The sequence below is a fragment of the Cellulosimicrobium cellulans genome (genome assembly GCF_024124905.1).
Taxonomy (GTDB): domain Bacteria; phylum Actinomycetota; class Actinomycetes; order Actinomycetales; family Cellulomonadaceae; genus Cellulosimicrobium; species Cellulosimicrobium cellulans_G.
Window position 1 is genome coordinate 752036 of the sequence record NZ_JAMXST010000002.1, and the last position, 18045, is coordinate 770080.

General features: G+C 75.0%; 14 protein-coding genes. 11 read left to right on the plus strand and 3 right to left on the minus strand.

Translation table 11 applies throughout. The annotated features are described in order from the left end of the window. Window positions 1-25 precede the first annotated feature (25 nt). Window positions 26-1282 (plus strand): DNA polymerase IV, encoded by a 1257-nt coding sequence (locus NHH00_RS08355; RefSeq protein WP_253051357.1) that lies wholly within the window; start codon window positions 26-28, stop codon window positions 1280-1282. 37 nt (window positions 1283-1319) lie between these two features. Then, window positions 1320-1715 (plus strand): DUF3040 domain-containing protein, encoded by a 396-nt coding sequence (locus NHH00_RS08360; RefSeq protein ID WP_253051358.1) that lies wholly within the window; start codon window positions 1320-1322, stop codon window positions 1713-1715. Here NHH00_RS08360 and NHH00_RS08365 read toward each other — a convergent pair. Genes NHH00_RS08365 through NHH00_RS08375 form a run of 3 tightly spaced genes read right to left on the minus strand, consistent with a single transcriptional unit; the run spans window position 1663 to window position 6321 of the window. Further along, on the minus strand, window positions 1663-3963 hold the full coding sequence (locus NHH00_RS08365; protein WP_253051359.1) for a transglutaminase family protein: 2301 nt from the start codon (window positions 3961-3963) through the stop codon (window positions 1663-1665). The genes NHH00_RS08360 and NHH00_RS08365 overlap by 53 nt on opposite strands. Beyond that, window positions 3960-5300 (minus strand): DUF58 domain-containing protein, encoded by a 1341-nt coding sequence (locus NHH00_RS08370; protein WP_253051360.1) that lies wholly within the window; start codon window positions 5298-5300, stop codon window positions 3960-3962. The genes NHH00_RS08365 and NHH00_RS08370 overlap by 4 nt, the downstream gene beginning before the upstream one ends. Before the next feature lies 1 nt (window position 5301). Then, window positions 5302-6321 carry an AAA family ATPase gene (locus NHH00_RS08375; protein ID WP_374614614.1) on the minus strand — a complete coding sequence of 340 codons (1020 nt, stop codon included), beginning with the start codon at window positions 6319-6321 and terminating at the stop codon, window positions 5302-5304. 361 nt (window positions 6322-6682) lie between these two features. Here NHH00_RS08375 and mraZ point away from each other — a divergent pair, with 361 nt between their 5' ends. The 9 genes from mraZ to ftsW all read left to right on the plus strand — a co-directional run bounded on the left by mraZ (window position 6683) and on the right by ftsW (window position 17958). Continuing rightward, a complete protein-coding gene (mraZ, locus tag NHH00_RS08380) occupies window positions 6683-7117 on the plus strand; it encodes a division/cell wall cluster transcriptional repressor MraZ (RefSeq protein ID WP_031316739.1) in 435 nt (144 codons plus the stop codon). Between the two features lie 177 nt (window positions 7118-7294). Beyond that, window positions 7295-8329, plus strand: coding sequence for a 16S rRNA (cytosine(1402)-N(4))-methyltransferase RsmH (gene rsmH / locus NHH00_RS08385; RefSeq protein ID WP_253051361.1), 1035 nt, complete (start codon window positions 7295-7297; stop codon window positions 8327-8329). Next, window positions 8326-8769 carry a hypothetical protein gene (locus NHH00_RS08390; RefSeq protein WP_253051362.1) on the plus strand — a complete coding sequence of 148 codons (444 nt, stop codon included), beginning with the start codon at window positions 8326-8328 and terminating at the stop codon, window positions 8767-8769. Before rsmH ends, NHH00_RS08390 begins: the two co-directional genes overlap by 4 nt. Window positions 8770-9098: 329 nt before the next feature. Beyond that, window positions 9099-10808 carry a peptidoglycan D,D-transpeptidase FtsI family protein gene (locus NHH00_RS08395; RefSeq protein ID WP_253051363.1) on the plus strand — a complete coding sequence of 570 codons (1710 nt, stop codon included), beginning with the start codon at window positions 9099-9101 and terminating at the stop codon, window positions 10806-10808. A gap of 148 nt (window positions 10809-10956) precedes the next feature. Further along, window positions 10957-12624, plus strand: a complete 1668-nt coding sequence (locus NHH00_RS08400; protein WP_253051364.1) for a UDP-N-acetylmuramoyl-L-alanyl-D-glutamate--2,6-diaminopimelate ligase — start codon at window positions 10957-10959, stop codon at window positions 12622-12624. Next, window positions 12621-14063: a UDP-N-acetylmuramoyl-tripeptide--D-alanyl-D-alanine ligase gene (locus NHH00_RS08405; protein WP_253051365.1), complete on the plus strand. Its 1443-nt coding sequence runs from the start codon at window positions 12621-12623 to the stop codon at window positions 14061-14063. The genes NHH00_RS08400 and NHH00_RS08405 overlap by 4 nt, the downstream gene beginning before the upstream one ends. Continuing rightward, window positions 14060-15142: a phospho-N-acetylmuramoyl-pentapeptide-transferase gene (mraY, locus tag NHH00_RS08410; RefSeq protein WP_253051366.1), complete on the plus strand. Its 1083-nt coding sequence runs from the start codon at window positions 14060-14062 to the stop codon at window positions 15140-15142. Before NHH00_RS08405 ends, mraY begins: the two co-directional genes overlap by 4 nt. Then, complete coding sequence (gene murD, locus NHH00_RS08415) at window positions 15142-16590, plus strand: UDP-N-acetylmuramoyl-L-alanine--D-glutamate ligase (protein ID WP_253051367.1); 1449 nt, start codon at window positions 15142-15144, stop codon at window positions 16588-16590. The genes mraY and murD overlap by 1 nt, the downstream gene beginning before the upstream one ends. 186 nt (window positions 16591-16776) lie before the next feature. Beyond that, window positions 16777-17958, plus strand: a complete 1182-nt coding sequence (gene ftsW, locus NHH00_RS08420; protein ID WP_253051368.1) for a putative lipid II flippase FtsW — start codon at window positions 16777-16779, stop codon at window positions 17956-17958. The last annotated feature ends 87 nt before the right edge of the window (window positions 17959-18045 follow it).

Below are 18045 nucleotides of genomic sequence, written 5' to 3' on the forward strand. Positions count from 1 at the left end.
GCGTCGAGCGCCCGGTGAGGCGGCGATGAGCCGCGGTCCGCGCGCGAGCGTCCGCCGCGACTGGGGCGACGACGAGGAGGGGTGCTCGATCCTCCACGTCGACATGGACGCGTTCTTCGCGTCCGTCGAGCTCGCCCGGCGCCCCCAGCTCGTCGGTCGCCCGGTGATCGTCGGCGGCGCGGAACGGGGTGTCGTCCTCGCGGCGACGTACGAGGCGCGGGCCTTCGGTGTCCACTCGGCGATGCCGATGGTGACGGCGCGCCGCCTGTGCCCGCAGGCGATCGTCGTCCCGCCGGACCACACGCGGTACCACGAGGTCTCCCGGTCCGTCATGGCGGCGATCGGCGAGATCACGGCGCTCGTGGAGCAGGTGAGCGTCGACGAGGCGTTCCTCGACGTGAGCGGGGCCCGGCGACGGCTCGGGCCGCCGACGCGGATCGCGGCCGAGCTGCGGCGCCGCGTGCGGGCCGAGCACGGCATCACCTGCTCGGTCGGCATCGCGACGAACAAGTTCGTCGCCAAGCTGGCCTCGACGCACGCGAAGCCGGACGGCGTGCTCCTCGTGCCGGCCGCGGCCACGGTCCCGTTCCTGCGCACGCTGCCCGTGGGCGCGCTGTGGGGGGTGGGGGAGCGGACCGAGAGCGCCCTCGCGCAGTGGGGCATCCGGACCGTCGCCGAGCTGGCCGACACGGACGTCGCCTCCCTCCAGGCAGCGGTCGGCAAGGTCGCGGGCGCGCACCTGCACGACCTCGCGTGGGGGCGCGACCCCCGGCCGGTCGAGCCCGAGCGGTCGGAACGGAGCATCGGCGCCGAGACGACGTTCGCCCACGACCTGCGCGACCTCACGGCGGTCCAGGCGCGCGTCCTGGAGCTCGCGGACCGGTGCGCGGGCCGGCTGCGCCACCAGGGTCTCGTCGCACGCAACGTGAGCGTGAAGGTCCGCACGAGCGACTTCCGCACCGTCACCCGCGCGCGGACCCTCGGCGCCCCGACGGACGTCGCGCGGGAGATCTACCTCGTGGCACGGGAGCTCGTCTCGAGCGTCGACCTGCGGGGCCTGGCCGTCCGGCTCGTGGGGGTCCGCGCGGAGGGTCTCGAGCCGCGCGCGGAGGCCGTCGTGCAGCCCACGCTCGAGGAGGCCGTCGAGGAGACGAGCGCGGCGCGGCGCCGCGTGGAGGAGGCCGTCGACGCGGTCCGAGGGCGGTTCGGCGTGAGATCCATCGCCATGGGGCCCGCCAGGGCCCGCTCGACTACCACCCCCGCGGATGTCGATCTATCCTGAGGGTGACACACGACCAGCGTGGAGAAACGGGGTGCTCATGCCTCTGTCTGAGTACGAGCAGCGGGTCTTGGAGCAGATGGAGCGCGCGCTCACCTCGGACGACCCGCGGTTGGCGAACACGCTCCAGGCGCCACGACGACGTTCGGCGCTGCGCTACGTCCTGGCCGGGGTCGGCGTGGTAGGCGGCCTCCTCCTCCTCGTGCTGGGTGCTGCGCTCTCGCAGACCTGGCTCGGGGTGATCGGCTTCGTCCTCATGTTCGGGGGCGTCGTCCTGGTCTTCCAGTCCCCGCGCTCGTCGCGCAAGGGACCGGTCGGGACCGTCGAGGCGGACGGCACCGTCCGCCCGGCCGCGCCGAGCAAGTCGACGCGCAAGCCGTTCCTCAGCCGACTGGAAGAGCGCTGGGACCGTCGGCGCGAGCAGGACGGTCGCTGAGCGATCCCTCGACCGCGTCGACCGCCGCGTCGACGAGCTCCTGGAGCCGCTCCGGGCGGGTGACCGTCCGCGGTTCCGGGGCGTAACGCTCGGCCTCGAGGGCAGACGCCAGCCCGGCGACCGCCTCGGCCACGTCCTCGTCGCGCGGGTGCTGCCCGCGACGCGCCTGCAGGCTCGCGACGACGGCGGCGGGAACGCGGCGGGGAGTCGTGGACGTCGGCCACCGCACGTCGAGCGCCCCGAGCCTGTCGACGAGCTCGTCCCACGCGTCCTCGGCGTCACGCAGGCTCGGCGTCTCGGACCGACGCCGCAGCACGAGCCACAGCGCCCCGCCGACGGCGACCGCGACGAGGAGCGCGACCCCCACGACGAGCGGCCACGGCGCGCCCTCGTCCGCACCGCCGCCGGTCGTCCCACCGGTCCCGGACGTCGTGGGTGCCGGGCTCGCGGGGGCCGAGGGCGCCCCGGTCGTCGCACCGGGGGTCGGCACGTTGCCCGGGTCCTGCGGGCCTCCCGGGGTGACGGCCACGGGCGTCGCCCAGCGCGGCGTCGGCCCCGTCTGCTGGGCCGGGGTCGGCTCGAACCGCACCCAGCCCTGGCCCGGGAACCAGAGCTCCGGCCAGGCGTGGGAGTCGCGGCCGGTGACCTGGAAGCTCGAGTCGTCGACGCGCTCGCCCGGCAGGAACCCGACGCCGAGGCGCGCGGGGATCCCGAGGGTCCGCGCCATCATCGTCATCGACGTCGCGAACTGGACGCAGTAGCCCGTGCGGTCCTGGAGGAAGTCCCAGACCGCGTCGCCGGAGTCGCCCGGGGGCACCTCGGTCGAGTACGTGAACTGCGAGACGTCGCGGAAGTACGTCTGCAGCGCGAGCGCCTGGTCGTAGCGGGTCGGCGCCCCCTCGACGACCGCGGCCGCCAGGTCGCGGATGTCCTGCTCGTGCTCGGTCGCCGGGACGTCGAGGTAGTTGGGGTCGTCCGGGTCCGCGCCGCTCGCCCCGCGGAGCGACTCCGCGTCGAGGGGGCGGGAGAAGACCGCGAGCTCGTAGGCGGTGCCCGCGCCGGTGGGCTGCTCGCCGAGCACCTCGTCGCGGACGTCGTCGTACGACCAGTCGCCGTCGATGTCCACGGTGCGGGGCTCGGTCGGGAGGGGGAGCTTCGTGTCCCGCAGCGACTCGAGCGTGACACGCACGGAGGTCGGCTCCTCGACCCCGCCGGGGTCGGTGGGCCACAGCATCTGATCGGCCGCCTCTATCGGGGTGCCGTCGCGGTCCGCGCCGCGCCGCCAGTTGGTGCCGTCGAAGCCCGTGAGGGTGAACACGCGGAGCGGGCCGACCTCGTCGCCGTCGGTGCGGTAGCGCAGCACGACCTCGCCCGAGCGCTCGGCGAGGTCGCGCCGCATGTCCAGGTCGTCCGAGAGCCGCACGGTCTGCCCGGTCGACGAGAAGAGCCGGGACCACGACGCCGACGCGACCTCGGGGAGAGAAGCGCTCGCCGACCCGAGGCCCAGGGCGACGACCGCGACGGCGACCGCGACGACGAGCGCCCCGGCGGCACGCAGGCCACCGGCCGCACGGTCCTCGGCCCGTCGCGCGGCCGCGCCACGCCGCACGGTGCGGTGCGGGTTGTCGACCGCGAGGAGCAGGACCAGCGCCGTCACGGTCACGACGAACGCCAGGGGCGGGATCTCGCCCATGATGACGAGTCCGGGGACCCACAGCGCGAGGAGCGGCACCGCGACGCCCGCACCCAGCCGGAGACCGCCGGCCATGAGGTCGGCGACGAGGAACACGACGACGGCGCCGCCGACGGCCATGAGCGCGATCGGCAGGCTCGGGTCGATGGGGGCGACCTCGGCGAGCGTGAGGTCCCGCGCGGTGGAGAGCCGGGACAGGACCCGGTCGACGTTCGAGAGGCCGATGAGCAGGGAGAACCGGTCGGTCGGGCCGCCGTAGAGCCCGAGCAGGGCCCAGAGCCCGACGACGAGCCCGGCGAGCGAGGGGAGCAGCGCGGCCGGCGGGGCGAGGGTCTCCCCGCGAGCGGCGTGGCCGCGCTCGAGGGCGTACCGCGAGACGCCGGTCACGAGGGCCAGGACCGCGATGGTCCGCACGGCGGTGCCGGTCCAGCCGCCCGGACCGATGACGCTGCCGAGCGCGTAGGTCGACGCCGTGACCGCGACGGCGACGAGCGCGGTCGTCGCGAGCACGCGGAGGCCGACCGAGGTCGTGGAGTCGGGGCGGGACGTGGTCATCGTGAGCCCTCCACGAGCAGGGTCCAGGCGTGCTCCAGGGACGCCGACGGGTCGACGAGCGCGGCGTGCCACCCGGTCGAGCGCAGGGCCGCGACCGTCTCGAGGGCGTCCGCGTGCTCGGGCGCCCAGGGACGAGCGCTCACCACGAGCGCGCGGTGCAGGCCGTCCCCGGCCATGGCCGCGACCGTGTGCCGGGCGACCGAGCCGAGCGGGCCGAGCACCGCGACGGTGATCTCGCCCGGGCGCCGGTCCCGCCGCAGCGCCTCGGACGTCGCGACGACCGAGCGGTCGGCGTCCGCGACGACGTGGTGCCCGTGCAGGTCGACGGTGGCGTCCAGGAGGTCGGCCGGGCCCTCGCCCGAGCGGTTGACGCGGAAGCCCGTGCCGGACACGACCGGCGCGAGCGACGTCGGGACGAGCCGGACGGGGTGGCCGGCCTGGAGGAGCGACACGCCGATCGACGCCGCGCACTCGACCGCCCACTCGCCGTCGGCGAGCGCGCGCGGGCTCGACGCGGCGAGCTCCGGGTGGGGCAGCAGCCCGCGGTCGAGGAGGACGCTGACGGGCGGCAGGCCCGCGCTCTCGTCCGCGCGGACCATGAGCTGACCGTGCCGGGCCGCGCTGGCCCAGTGCACGCGCCGCGGGTCGTCGCCGGCGACGTAGTCGCGCAGCACCGAGTCGTCGCTCGACGCGAGCCGGGCGCCCGACGCGGAGCGCTCGTGCTCGCCGAACGCGCGCGACCCGCGGACGGGCAGCTCCACCGTGCGCGGCCACACGGCCACCGCGGTCGGCTCGCCGAGCTCCTGGGTCGCGCTGACCAGGCCGAACAGGTCGACCCGCGTCGTGAGCAGCGGGCCGAGCGGCCACCGCCCGCGGCGGAGGGGGCGCAGCCGGTAGCGCACCGCGATGTGGTCGCCCACCGTCGCGACCTGGGCGCGCAGGGAGCCCTGGTCGCACAGCTCGTGCGCCGCCTGCTCGCTGATCCGCAGGCGGGCGAGCGTCGTGGCCGTGGACGACGTCGCCCGCGCGGCCGCGACCGTGAGGCGCGCCGTCGTGAACTGCCCGCGCACGGCGGGGTTCGGCTGGACGCGGCGCGACACGTGCAGGGCACCACGACCGCGGTCGATCCGACGGACGGCCATCCAGCACCAGGCGGCGCCGACGGCGAGCGCCCCGGCGACGCCGAGCCCGACGAGGTCGGGCAGCCCGAGCGTGACGCCCAGGACGGCGAGCGCGGCACCGGCGGCGAGCACCACCGTGCCGCGGCGGGTCAGGCGCGCGCTGGCGAGGCTCCTGCCCCTGCCGCGGAGCCGCGCGAGGAACGACGGGGCGCGCACGTCAGCGTCGCTCGGTCGCGTCCAGGGCGGGGATCGGCGTCTGCGCCACGATCGACGCGACGACGGCCTCGGCGTCCTGGCCCGAGAGCCGGGCCTCCGTCGTGATGACGAGGCGATGCGCGAGCACGGGGACGGCGAGGTACTGGACGTCGTCGGGGAGCACGTGGTCGCGCCCCGCCATGGCCGCGAGGGACTTCGCCGCGCGCAGGAGCTGGAGCGTCGTGCGGGGCGAGGCGCCGAGCCGCAGGCCCGGGTGCTCGCGCGTCGCGGTGACGAGGGCGAGCACGTACCGCTTGACGGCGGTGGACGCGTAGACGGCCCGCGCGACCTCGGCGAACCGCAGGACGGCCGCGCCGGTCGTCACGGGGCGGAGGTGCGCCAGCGGGTTGTCCGACTCCTGCCGGTCCAGCATCCGGAGCTCGGCGTCGACGTCGGGGTAGCCGACGGTCAGCCGCGCCATGAAGCGGTCGCGCTGCGCCTCCGGGAGCGGGTAGGTGCCCTCCATCTCGACGGGGTTCTGCGTCGCGACGACGAGGAACGGGCTCGGCAGCGGGTGGGTGGTCCCGTCGACCGTCGTCTGTCCCTCCTCCATGCACTCGAGGAGCGCCGACTGCGTCTTGGGCGAGGCGCGGTTGATCTCGTCGCCGATGACGATGTTCGAGAAGACGGGGCCGGGGCGGAACTCGAACTCGTGGTTCGCCGCGCGGTAGATGTTGACGCCGGTGAGGTCGCTCGGCAGGAGGTCCGGCGTGAACTGGATGCGGCCGACCTTGCAGTCGATCGTGCGGGCCAGCGCCTTGGCGAGCGTCGTCTTGCCGACGCCGGGGACGTCCTCGATGAGGAGGTGACCCTGGGCGAGGAGGACGGCGACGGTGACCGTCACGAGGTCCGGCCGGCCCGTGACCACGGACTCGATGCCGGAGCGGATCCGGCCCGTGGTCTCGACCAGCTCGTCGAGTCCCGCGAGGGGGCTGCCCCCGGGCTCGTCGGAGGGCGCGACAGGGGCGATGTCGGGGAGCACGGAGACCTCCGTCGTCGGTGGCGCAGGGCCGCGGACCAGGGAGACCGCGGGTGGGAAAGAGCCTAGTGGACCGCCAGCCGTGCGCCGAGCGTCGTCGCGCGAGCGGGACGCGCCGCGCCGGCGCGCGCCCGCCGCGGGGGCCTGCGGGCGGGCCGCCGCCGCGACGCGCCATGGGGAGCACTCCCCTCCACCGCGCTCCACGCGCCTGACCTGCGGAGATCCTGCGAAGGCGGGTGAAAGCCGGTGGATTCACCGAGAGCGGTGGAGGGAAGTGGAGTACCGTGGAGGAGAAGGGAGCAGGAGAGGAGGTGCCTGGTGCATGTCCGGTTTCGTGGACGACGTGCTCGGCGGTTCCTCCGGCCTGCTCCTGGGCACCTTCACGCCACGGCTGGACGACAAGGGGAGGCTCATCCTCCCCGCGAAGTTCCGGTCGCGGCTCGCACCGGGTCTCGTCATGACGCGGGGGCAGGAGCGCTGTCTGTTCCTGCTGCCGATGGACGAGTTCCGGCGCATGTACGACCAGATCCGGCAGGCGCCGGTGACGAGCAAGCAGGCCCGGGACTACCTGCGCGTCTTCCTCTCGGGGGCGAGCGACGAGATCCCGGACAAGCAGGGACGCGTCTCGATCCCCGCGCCCCTGCGGGCGTACGCGGGGCTCGACCGCGACGTCGCCGTGATCGGCGCCGGCACGCGGGTGGAGATCTGGGACGCGCAGGCGTGGGAGACGTATCTCGCGGAGCAGGAGTCGGCGTACTCCGACACCGCGGAGGAGGTGTTCCCGGACCTGCGCTTCTAGGGTCACCCCCGGCTCCCGCACGGTGAGGCCTCCTCCCGCCCGGTCTGACGCACTTCCCCGGCGCCAGAAAGGACGCGGAGGGAGACCTGACCGTACGGGGCCGGGCCGACGAGGAGCACCACCCGGCGGCGCGTCCCGCGCCACCCGGCCACCGACCAGCACGGAGAGGAGACGGACATGACGAGCACTCCCGACGACGCCGCCGAGCGGCACGTCCCGGTCCTCCTCCAGCGGTGCGTCGACCTCCTCGCTCCGGCGCTGGCGCAGCCCGGCGCCGTCCTCGTGGACTGCACGCTCGGGATGGGCGGGCACACCGAGGCGGTCCTGGAGCAGGTCCCGACCGCGCGCGTCGTCGGCATCGACCGCGACCCCGAGGCCATCGCGCGCGCGTCGCGCCGTCTCGAGCGCTTCGGCGACCGGTTCCGCGCGGTGCACGCCGTCTACGACGAGATCGGCGAGGTCGTGGCCGACGTCGTCGGCGGGCCGGTCCAGGGCGTGCTCATGGACCTCGGCGTCTCGTCGCTGCAGATCGACGAGGCGGACCGCGGGTTCTCCTACGCGCACGACGCGCCGCTCGACATGCGCATGGACGCGACGACCGGCCAGACGGCCGCCGACGTCCTCAACACCTACGACGAGCGCGCGCTCACGCGGATCCTGCGCGACTACGGCGAGGAGCGGTTCGCGCAGCGCGTCGCCCGGGCGATCGTCCGACGTCGCGAGCAGCGCCCGTGGGAGCGCAGCGCCGAGCTCGTCGAGGTCGTCCGCGGGGCGATCCCCGCGGCGACGCGCACGACGGGCGGGAACCCGGCCAAGCGCACCTTCCAGGCGCTGCGGATCGAGGTGAACGGCGAGCTCGAGGTCCTCGAGCGCGCGGTCCCCGCCGCGGTGGACGTGCTCGCCGTCGGGGGACGCATCGTCGTCGAGTCGTACCACTCGCTCGAGGACCGGATCGTCAAGCGGGTGCTGGCCGCGGGGGCGACCGTCAGCGCCCCGCCCGGGCTGCCCGTGGTGCCGGAGGACGACCAGCCCTACCTGCGGCTCCTCACCCGGGGCGCGGAGGAGGCACCCGCGGAGGAGCGGGAGTCCAACCCGCGCTCCGCGTCCGTCCGGCTCCGCGCCGCCGAGCGGACCCGACCCACGCCGCAGCACCGGCGCCCGACGCACCGCCAGACCGACCGACCGCACGACCCGGGGGAGAGGACACGATGAGCGCACAGAGGTCGACCGCCGCCCGCCCGCTCCCGCGCACGGCGCGCCCGGCACCGCGCCCGTCGCTCACGGCGCTGCCGGGTGGCGCGTCCGAGCGCGCGCTCCGCTCGCGGCTCGAGATCGTCCGCGCGCCGCTGCAGGCGCGGTCCAAGATCCCGTTCCTCGTCGTCTGCATGTCGATCCTCGGTGCCGCGCTCCTGTGTGCTCTCCTGGTGAACACGACGATGGCGCGCAACTCCTACGAGATGTCGGAGCTGCGCCGGGAGGTGAGCCGCGTGGCCCAGGACACGCAGAGCCTGCAGGCGCAGGTCGATGCCCGGAAGACCTCGCTGCCGGACACCGCGGCGTCCCTCGGCATGGTTCCCGCGGAGGACCCCGCGATGCTCCGGCTGTCCGACGGCACGGTCGTCGGCGGCGTGCTGGAGGAGGCCGGGCAGTGACGGGCGACGCCGGAGCGGGACGCGACCGCCGGTCGCGACCCGCAGCGAGCACGCAGCGGACCCGACCCGCCCCCACGGCCTCCCGGCCCTCGCCGGGAGGCCGCGGTGCTTCCGGCGCGGGCCGGGCCGCGGCGGGCGGCGCGGCGCGCACCGGGTCGCGGACGCCGGCGAACGGCACGCGGAGCGTGGCCGCGTCCGCCCGGTCGTCGAGGGGCACCGACTCCCGAGCCCCGCGGGACGGCGCCCGCCCGCCCGCCCGCCCCGCGCGGGCGAGCCGGGAGCCGGGGCGTCCCGAGCGGCGCCAGCGGTGGCTCATCGTGGTCGCCGGCGTGATCACGGCGGTCTTCGTGGGTCAGCTCGTGAACGTCCAGGTGCTCCGCGGGCCGGCGCTCGCGGCGGACGCGCGCGCCGACCGTACGCGCAGCTCGACGCTCCTGGCCCACCGTGGCGACATCACCGACGCCGACGGCGTGGTGCTCGCGACCTCGGTGGACCGGTACACGGTCGCGGCGGACCCGAAGACGATCGCCGACTTCACGCCCCGTACCGCGGACCTCGTCGACGGCGAGCCGCTCGAGGAGGGCGGTGCCGTGGGCGTGGCCAAGCTGCTCGCCCCGATCCTCGGACGGTCCGCCCCGGAGCTCGCCGCGCAGCTCAACGGGACGTCCCGGTACGTCGTCCTCGCCAAGGACGTCACGCCCGAGGTGCAGCGCCAGATCGCCGACCTCCGGCTCTCCGCCTACGTGCGCACCACCATGACGAGCGAGCGGACGTACCCGGCGGGCACCGTCGCGGGCAACCTCGTCGGCTTCGTCAACGAGGAGCAGGCGGGCGGCGGCGGGGTCGAGGCGTCCTACGACGACGTCCTCGCCGGCGTCTCCGGGTCGCGCGAGTGCGAGGCCGGGCTGGGCGGCCAGGTCATCCCGACCGGCCGGTGCGACGTCGTGGAGGCGGTGCCCGGGCGCAACGTGCAGCTCACGGTCGCGCGCGACGTGCAGTGGAAGGCGCAGGACTCGGTGGACCGCGCCGTGAGCGAGACCGGCGCGGAGTACGCGATCGCCGTCGTGCAGGACGTCCGCACGGGCGAGGTCCTCGCGCTCGCGGACTCCGGCACGGTGAACCCGAACGACCGCACGACGGACGCCGTCGCGCGGCCGAGCCGCGCGGTGTCGAACGTGTTCGACCCCGGGTCGACGGGCAAGGTCGTCACGATGGCCGCCGCCATCGAGGGCGGGTACGCCGACCCGGCGACCCAGTTCGAGGTGCCCTACCTCTACACGACGCCCAACGGCGAGACCTTCCGGGACTCGCACGAGCACCCGGTGGAGCGGCTCACGCTCGCCGGGGTGCTCGCCGAGTCGTCGAACACCGGGACCGTCCAGGTCGGGGAGAAGATCCCCAAGCAGGTGCGCTACGACTATCTGCACAAGTTCGGGTTCGGCGAGAAGTCCGGCCTCGGCCTGCCGGGAGAGTCCGCCGGCATCCTGCACCCCGCCGACGCGTGGGACGGCCGCACCGAGTACGCCGTGCTCTTCGGCCAGAGCGTGTCCGTGAACGCGATCCAGGCTACGAGCGTCTTCTCCACGATCGCGAACGGGGGCGTCCGCACGACGCCGAGCATCGTCGCCGGCACGACCGACGAGCGCGGAGCGTTCGTCCCCGCCGAGCGCCCGGCCCCGGTGCGCGTGGTCTCGCAGGAGACGGCGGACACGGTGCTGCACATGATGGAGTCGGTCGTCGAGGAGGGCACGGGTTCCAGCGCCGCGGTGCCCGGCTACCGGGTGGCCGGCAAGACGGGCACGGCGCAGATGGCCGGCTCCGACGGGAGGCTGTCCTCGATCATGGCGTCGTTCATCGGCGTGGCGCCCGCGGACGACCCGCGCTACACCGTGTCCGTGTTCCTCAAGGACCCCCACTCGTCGATCTTCGGCGGTGTCGTCGCGGCACCCGTGTTCAGCGAGATCATGGGCTTCACGCTCGAGCACGAGGGCGTGCAGCCGAGCACGGAGCCGTACGTGCCGCTCCCGACGACGTGGTGAACCTCACCTCGTCGGTCGGCCCCGCCCGGCGAGCCCGTCGCTCCGTCCGGGGCGGCGTCCGTGGAGGTCCGGTGAATCATGGTCCGGAGCGGCGGCGAGGGCGGGACGGCTTGCGGGGGTGGCGGTCGCGGCACGGTAGGTTCTACACGTGACATCCCCGATCGACCGCCTTCGTCCTGCCGCGACCACCCGTCGGTCGGTCGAGGACCTGGCAGCACGGTTCGGCCTCGACGTCCGCGCAGGTGACGGGCCCGCAGCGCCGTCGGCACCGGGCCCCGTCGAGGTGTGGGGGGTCGCCTCCGACGACCGCACCGCGGACGCGGGCGACCTCTTCGTCGCCCTCCCCGGTGCCCGGGCGCACGGGGCGCGCTTCGCGCCCGCAGCCGTCGCGCGGGGGGCGCACGCCGTCCTCACGGACGAGCAGGGCGCGGCGCTGGCGGCCGAGGCGGACCTGGGCGTCCCGGTGCTCGTCGCCGCGGACCCGCGCGCGCTGCTCGGCCCCGTCGCCGCGTGGGTCTACGGCAGCCCCGCGCAGGACCTCACGACGTTCGGCGTGACCGGCACGAACGGCAAGACCACCACCACCTACCTGGTCGACCACGCGCTCCGCGCGCTCGGCTGGAAGGGCGGCCTCATCGGCACGGTCGAGATGCGGTCGGGCGACCGCGTCCTGCCGAGCCGCCTCACGACCCCGGAAGCCGCCGACCTGCAGGCGCTGCTCGCGGCGATGCGGGAGGACGAGGTGCGCACCCTCGCGATGGAGGTCTCGTCGCACGCGCTCGCGCTGCACCGGGTCGACGGCCTCGTGTTCGACGTCGTGGGCTTCACGAACCTCAGCCAGGACCATCTCGACTTCCACGGCGACCTCCAGGAGTACTTCGAGGCGAAGGCGCTCCTGTTCACGCCGGAGCACGCGCGCCGCGGCGTCGTCGTCGTGGACGACGCGTGGGGCGAGCGCATGGTCGCGGCGGCCCGCATCCCGGTCGCGTCGCTGCGCGTGGGCACGCAGGACGCCGCGGACGCGCAGCCTGCCGCCGACTGGACCGTGCACGACGTCGAGCCGTCGGCGGCGGGGGGCTCCGCGTTCACGCTGCGCCACCGCGACGGGCGGAGGGTGCGCACGACGACCGCCCTGCCCGGTGCGTTCAACGTCGCCAACGCGGCGCTCGCCCTCGCGCTCGTGCTCGAGGCGGGCACGGACCCGCGCGACCTGGAGGCGGCGCTCGAGGCGGCCGGCGGGCTCACCCCGGCGGTCCCGGGACGCATGGAGCTCGTCTCGCGTCCTCCGCACCGCCCGCGCGTCGTCGTCGACTTCGCCCACAACCCCGACGCGCTGGCGCTCGCGCTCGACGCGCTGCGCCCGACGACGCCCGGTCGTCTGGTCGTCGTGTTCGGCGCCACGGGCGACCGCGACCGCGGCAAGCGGCCCACGATGGGCGGCGTCGCGGTCGAGGGGGCCGACGTCGTCGTCGTCACGGACGACGACCCGCACGGCGAGGACCCGGCCGCGATCCGGGCTGAGGTCCTCCCCGGGGCCCTCGCCGCCCGCGCGGCGGCAGCCGCCGCCCCGGAGGCGCGCGACGTCGTGGTGCTCGAGGTCGCGCCGCGCGCACGCGCGATCCGCGAGGCGATCGCCGCCGCCGGCCCCGACGACACGGTGCTCGTCGCGGGCCGCGGCCACGAGGTGTGGCAGGAGATCGCCGGCGTCGACCACGCCCTGGACGACCGTGTCGAGGCGCGCGCCGCGCTCGAGGAGCGGGACGCGGGCGGCGCACCCCACGGAACCCCCGACGACCTGAAGGAGCACCACGCATGATCGAGCTCACTGCGGCGCAGGTGGCCGCAGCGACCGGCGGACGGCTGGCCGCCGACCCGGAGGCGCGGGTCGGGGGGCCCGTCGTCGTCGACTCGCGCCGGGTCGAGCCGGGATCGCTCTTCGTCGCGCTGCCCGGCGAGCACGTCGACGGCCACGACTACGCGGCCGGGGCGGTCGCCGCCGGTGCGACCCTGGTCCTCGCGGCCCGTGAGCTCGACGTGCCGTGCGTCGTCGTCGACGACGTCCAGACCGCTCTGGGCGAGCTCGCCCGGCACGTGCTCGCGACGCTGCGCGAGCGTGGCGATCTGCGGGTCGTCGCGGTGACCGGCTCCGTGGGCAAGACCACCACCAAGGACCTGCTGGGGCAGCTCCTGCGGCCCGAGGGCGCGACGGTCGTGCCGCGCGGCTCGTTCAACAACGAGATCGGTCTCCCGCTTACCGTGCTCGAGGCGGACGACTCGACGCGCTTCCTCGTGCTGGAGATGGGGGCGAGCGGCGTCGGCCACCTCACCTACCTGACCCGCATCGCGCCCCCCGACGTCTCGGTGGTCCTCGTCGTGGGCAGCGCCCACCTCGGGGAGTTCGGCGGCATCGAGGCCGTGGCGCGCGCGAAGGCGGAGATCGTCACGGGCCTGGCCCCGGGCGGGGTCGCGGTGCTCAACGCCGACGACCTCCGCGTCGCCGCGATGGCCGACGCCGCGCCGGGCGAGGTCGTGACGTTCGGGACGATCCCCGCGTCCGACGTGCGCGCCGAGGACCTCGGGATCGACCGGACCGGCCGTGCGTCGTTCACGCTGCGCGTGCGCCCGGGAGCGTCCGGGGCGACGGGCGCGGAGGCGCACGCGCGCGTGACCCTCGGCCTCGTCGGGGAGCACCACGTGACGAACGCCCTCGCGGCCGCGACGGCGGCGCTGCGCCTCGGCGTCGCGCTGCCCGACGTCGCCGCGCGGCTCTCCGACGCGCGCGCGCTGAGCCCGCACCGGATGCAGGTCACCGAGCGCCCCGACGGCGTGACGGTGATCGACGACTCGTACAACGCCAACCCCGACTCGATGCGGGCCGCGCTCAAGGCTCTGGCGGTCATGGCGGGGCGCGACCGGCGGTCCGTCGCGGTGCTCGGCGAGATGCTCGAGCTCGGCGAGGACTCGCGCGTCGCTCACGACGACATCGGCCGGCTCGTGGTCCGATTGAACGTCAAGCTGCTCGTCGTGGTCGGCGAGGGCGCCGGCGGGATCCACGACGGCGCGACCCAGGAGGGGTCGTGGGGCGACGAGACGCGGTTCGTCCCCGACGTCGAGGCGGCGTCCGCGCTGCTGCGCGACGAGCTGCGGGAAGGGGACGTCGTGCTCGTGAAGGCCTCGAACGGGTCCGGCCTGTGGCGGCTCGGTGACGAGCTGGCCGCGGCCGGCGCGGACACGTCCGGAGGTGACGGCGCATGATCGCGATCATCGTCGCGGCGGGCGTCTCCCTGCTCGTCGCCCTGTTCGGCACGCCGCTGTTCATCCGGTTCCTCGTCCACCGCAACTACGGGCAGTTCGTCCGCCAGGACGGCCCGACGGCGCACTTCACCAAGCGCGGGACGCCCACCATGGGCGGGGTCGTCATCATCGGGGCGACGCTGCTCGGCTGGGCGATGTCGTACGTGGTCTCGGGGCGGTTCCCGAGCGTGTCCGCCCTGCTCGTCCTGTTCCTCATGACGGGGCTCGGGATCGTCGGCTTCCTCGACGACTTCACGAAGATCCGCAAGCAGCGCAGCCTCGGGCTCACGGCCCGCGCGAAGATCATCGGCCAGGGCGCGGTCGGCATCGCGTTCGCGGTGCTCGCGCTGCAGTTCCCGAACGAGCACGGCCGCACGCCGGCGTCCACGCGCATCTCCTTCCTGCGCGACACGAACCTCGACCTCGCGTTCGCGGGCGCCACGGTCGGGCTGATCCTGTTCGTGATCTGGGCGAACTTCCTCATCACGGCGTGGTCGAACGCGGTGAACCTCACGGACGGCCTCGACGGCCTCGCGACGGGCGTGTCCCTCATCGTGTTCGGCTCGTACGTGCTCGTGGGGATCTGGCAGCTCAACCAGACGTGCCAGCGCCTCGCCTCGGCCGGTCCGAGCTGCTACGAGACGCGAGACCCGCAGGACCTCGCGATCGTGGCCGCGGCGATCGTCGGCGCGTGCTTCGGCTTCCTGTGGTGGAACGCGAGCCCGGCGAAGATCTTCATGGGCGACACCGGGTCGCTCGCCCTCGGCGGCGCGCTCGCCGGCCTCTCGATCCTCACGCGGACCGAGTTCCTCGCGCTCATCATCGGCGGCCTCTTCGTCATCATCGTGCTCTCCGACGTCATCCAGATCGGCTTCTTCAAGATGACCGGTCGGCGCGTGTTCAAGATGGCTCCGCTGCACCACCACTTCGAGCTGTCGGGCTGGGGCGAGGTCACCATCGTGATCCGCTTCTGGCTCATCGCCGGGCTGTTCGCCGCGCTGGGCATCGGCATCTTCTACGCCGAGTGGGTGGTCGGCTAGTGGCACGCGACCGTCACGACCTCGCGGTCCCGCTCGACGTGGCGCGCGTGGTCGTCGCCGGCCTCGGCGTCTCGGGCCGGGCGGCCGCCGCCGCCCTCGCGACCCGGGCCGCCGCCGTCGTCACGCTCGACGACCGCGCGGAGGACGCCGACCTGCACGCCGCGGAGGACGTCGACCTCGCGGCGACCGATCTCGTCGTCGTCTCGCCCGGGTGGCCGCCGAGCCACCCGTTCCTCGTGGCGGCGGCCGAGCGGGGCGTCCCGGTGTGGAGCGAGGTCGAGCTCGCCTGGCGCCTGCGCGTCGACGGCCCGTCCGGGCGTCCCGCGCCCTGGCTCGCCGTGACCGGGACGAACGGCAAGACGACGACCGTCGAGATGCTCGAGACGATCCTGCGGACCGCGGGCCTGCGCGCCGCGGCGGTGGGCAACGTCGGCACGCCGGTCGTCGAGGCCGTGCTGGACCCGACGCTCGACGTGCTCGCCGTGGAGCTCTCGAGCTTCCAGCTCCACTTCACGCACACGACGTCGCCCGAGGCGGGCGCGGTGCTCAACGTCGCCCCGGACCACCTCGACTGGCACGGCGGGATCGACGCGTACGCGGCGGACAAGGGCCGGGTCTTCGAGGACGCGCAGGTGGCGTGCGTGTACAACGCCGCGGACCCGCGCACCGAGGCGCTGGTGCGCGAGGCCGACGTGGTCGAGGGCGCGCGCGCCGTCGGCTTCACGCTCGGCGCCCCGACGCGCGGCCAGCTCGGCGTCATCGAGGACGTGCTCGTGGACCGCGCGTTCCACGCGCCCGCGGACGCTCCCGACCGGCACACGCACGCGGCCGAGCTCGCCACGCTGGGCGACCTCGCGCACCTGGCCGGGGCCGACGGCGTCGTGCCCGCGCACGTCGTCGCGAACGCGCTCGCCGCGGCCGCCCTCGCCCGGGCCCACGGCGTCCCGGCCGTCGCCGTGCGCGACGGCCTGCGTGCGTTCCGCACGGGCTCGCACCGCATCGAGCAGGTCGCCTCGGTCGACGGCGTCGCCTACGTCGACGACTCCAAGGCGACCAACGCGCACGCGGCCTCCGCGTCGCTCGCGTCGTTCGCGCCCGGGACCGTCGTGTGGGTCGCGGGCGGCCTCGCCAAGGGCGCCTCGTTCGACGAGCTCGTCGCCGCGCGCGCCGACCGGCTGCGGGCCGTGGTGCTCATCGGCGTGGACGCGGAGCCGTTCGCGGGCGCGCTCGCCCGACACGCGCCCGATATCCCGGTCGTGCGGGTCGATCCTGGCGACACTGGGACCGTGATGCCCCGCGCCGTCGACTCCGCCCGCCGCCTCGCGCAGGCCGGCGACACGGTGCTGCTCGCCCCGGCCGGCGCGTCGATGGACCAGTTCCGCTCGTACGCGGCGCGCGGCGACGCGTTCGCCGACGCGGCGCGCGCGCTGCGCCCCGACCACGGGTAGGCCGGTCCGGCCATGACACAGACCGCGAACGGACGAGGGGCGCCGTCGACGCGCACGACCCCTCGCACGGGCGCGGGTCGGAAGTCGGCACGGGGCCGGGCGAAGCCGCCGGTCGGCCGCGGGGCGCGCCCTCGCACGACCGCCGTCCCGGCTGAGCGGCCCTGGCTCGGGCAGTGGAACAGCACCGTGACGAGCTACTACCTCCTCGTCGGGGCGACCGCGCTGCTGACGATCATCGGGCTCGTCATGGTCTTCTCGAGCTCGGCCGTCACCCAGATCGCGGCGGGCAAGTCCCCGTTCGGCGCGTTCCTGGACCAGGCCCGGTTCGCTCTCCTCGGGCTGCCCGTGCTGCTCGTCGCGACCCGGATCCCGATCGCCTGGTACAAGCGCCTCGCCTGGCCCGCGCTCGTCGCGGCTCTCGCACTCCAAGCGTTGGTCTTCACGCCCCTCGCGGTGAACGTCAACGGCAACATCGGCTGGGTCGAGATCGGGTCCTTCCGCTTCCAGCCGGCGGAGATCGCCAAGCTCGCCCTCGCGCTGTGGCTCGGCGCGGTGCTCGGGCGCAAGCAGCGGCTGCTCGGACAGTGGCGCCACGTGCTCGTCCCCGCGGTGCCGGTCGCCGTGGTGGTGATCGGGCTCGTCCTGGCGGGACACGACCTGGGCACGGCCCTCGTGCTCATGGCGCTCGTCGCCGGCGCGTTCTTCGTCTCGGGCGCCGACGGCCGGCTGCTCGCGCTCGGTGCCGGCATCGCCGCGTTCGTCGTGGGCTACGTCTTCATCCTCAACCAGTCGGGCGGCGACCGGCTGGGGCGCATCATGGCCACCTACCGTGAGTGCACGGACACGCTCGGCGAGTGCTACCAGTCCCTGCACGGGCAGTGGGCGCTGGGCACCGGCGGCCTCACGGGCGTCGGCCTCGGGGCGAGCCGCGAGAAGTGGAGCTACCTGCCCGAGGCGCACAACGACTTCATCTTCGCCGTGATCGGCGAGGAGCTGGGGCTCTTCGGCACGCTGCTCGTCCTCGGCCTGTTCGTGATCGTCGGCGTCGCGACGAGCCGGATCATCCGGCGGCACCCGGACCCGTTCGTGAAGATCACGACCGCCGCGATCGCGTGCTGGATCGTCGGGCAGGCGTTCATCAACATCGGCGTCGTGATCGGTCTGCTCCCCGTGATCGGCGTCCCGCTGCCGCTCGTCTCCGCGGGCGGCTCCGCGCTCATCATGACCATGGCCGCGCTCGGCGTGCTCATCTCCTTCGCCCGCACCGAGCCCGGCGCGGCGGAGGCGCTGGCGGCGCGGGGGAGCGTCGTGCGGCGCTCGCTCGCGGTCGTCGGCCGGGCGGCGCGGCCCCGGCGGCGGGCGCGATGACCCCCGGTCCCGGGACCGGGCGACGCCCGGCTCCGGCGGCCCACAGCTTCAGACCACAGCCAGGACGCGGCACCCGCCGCAAGGAAG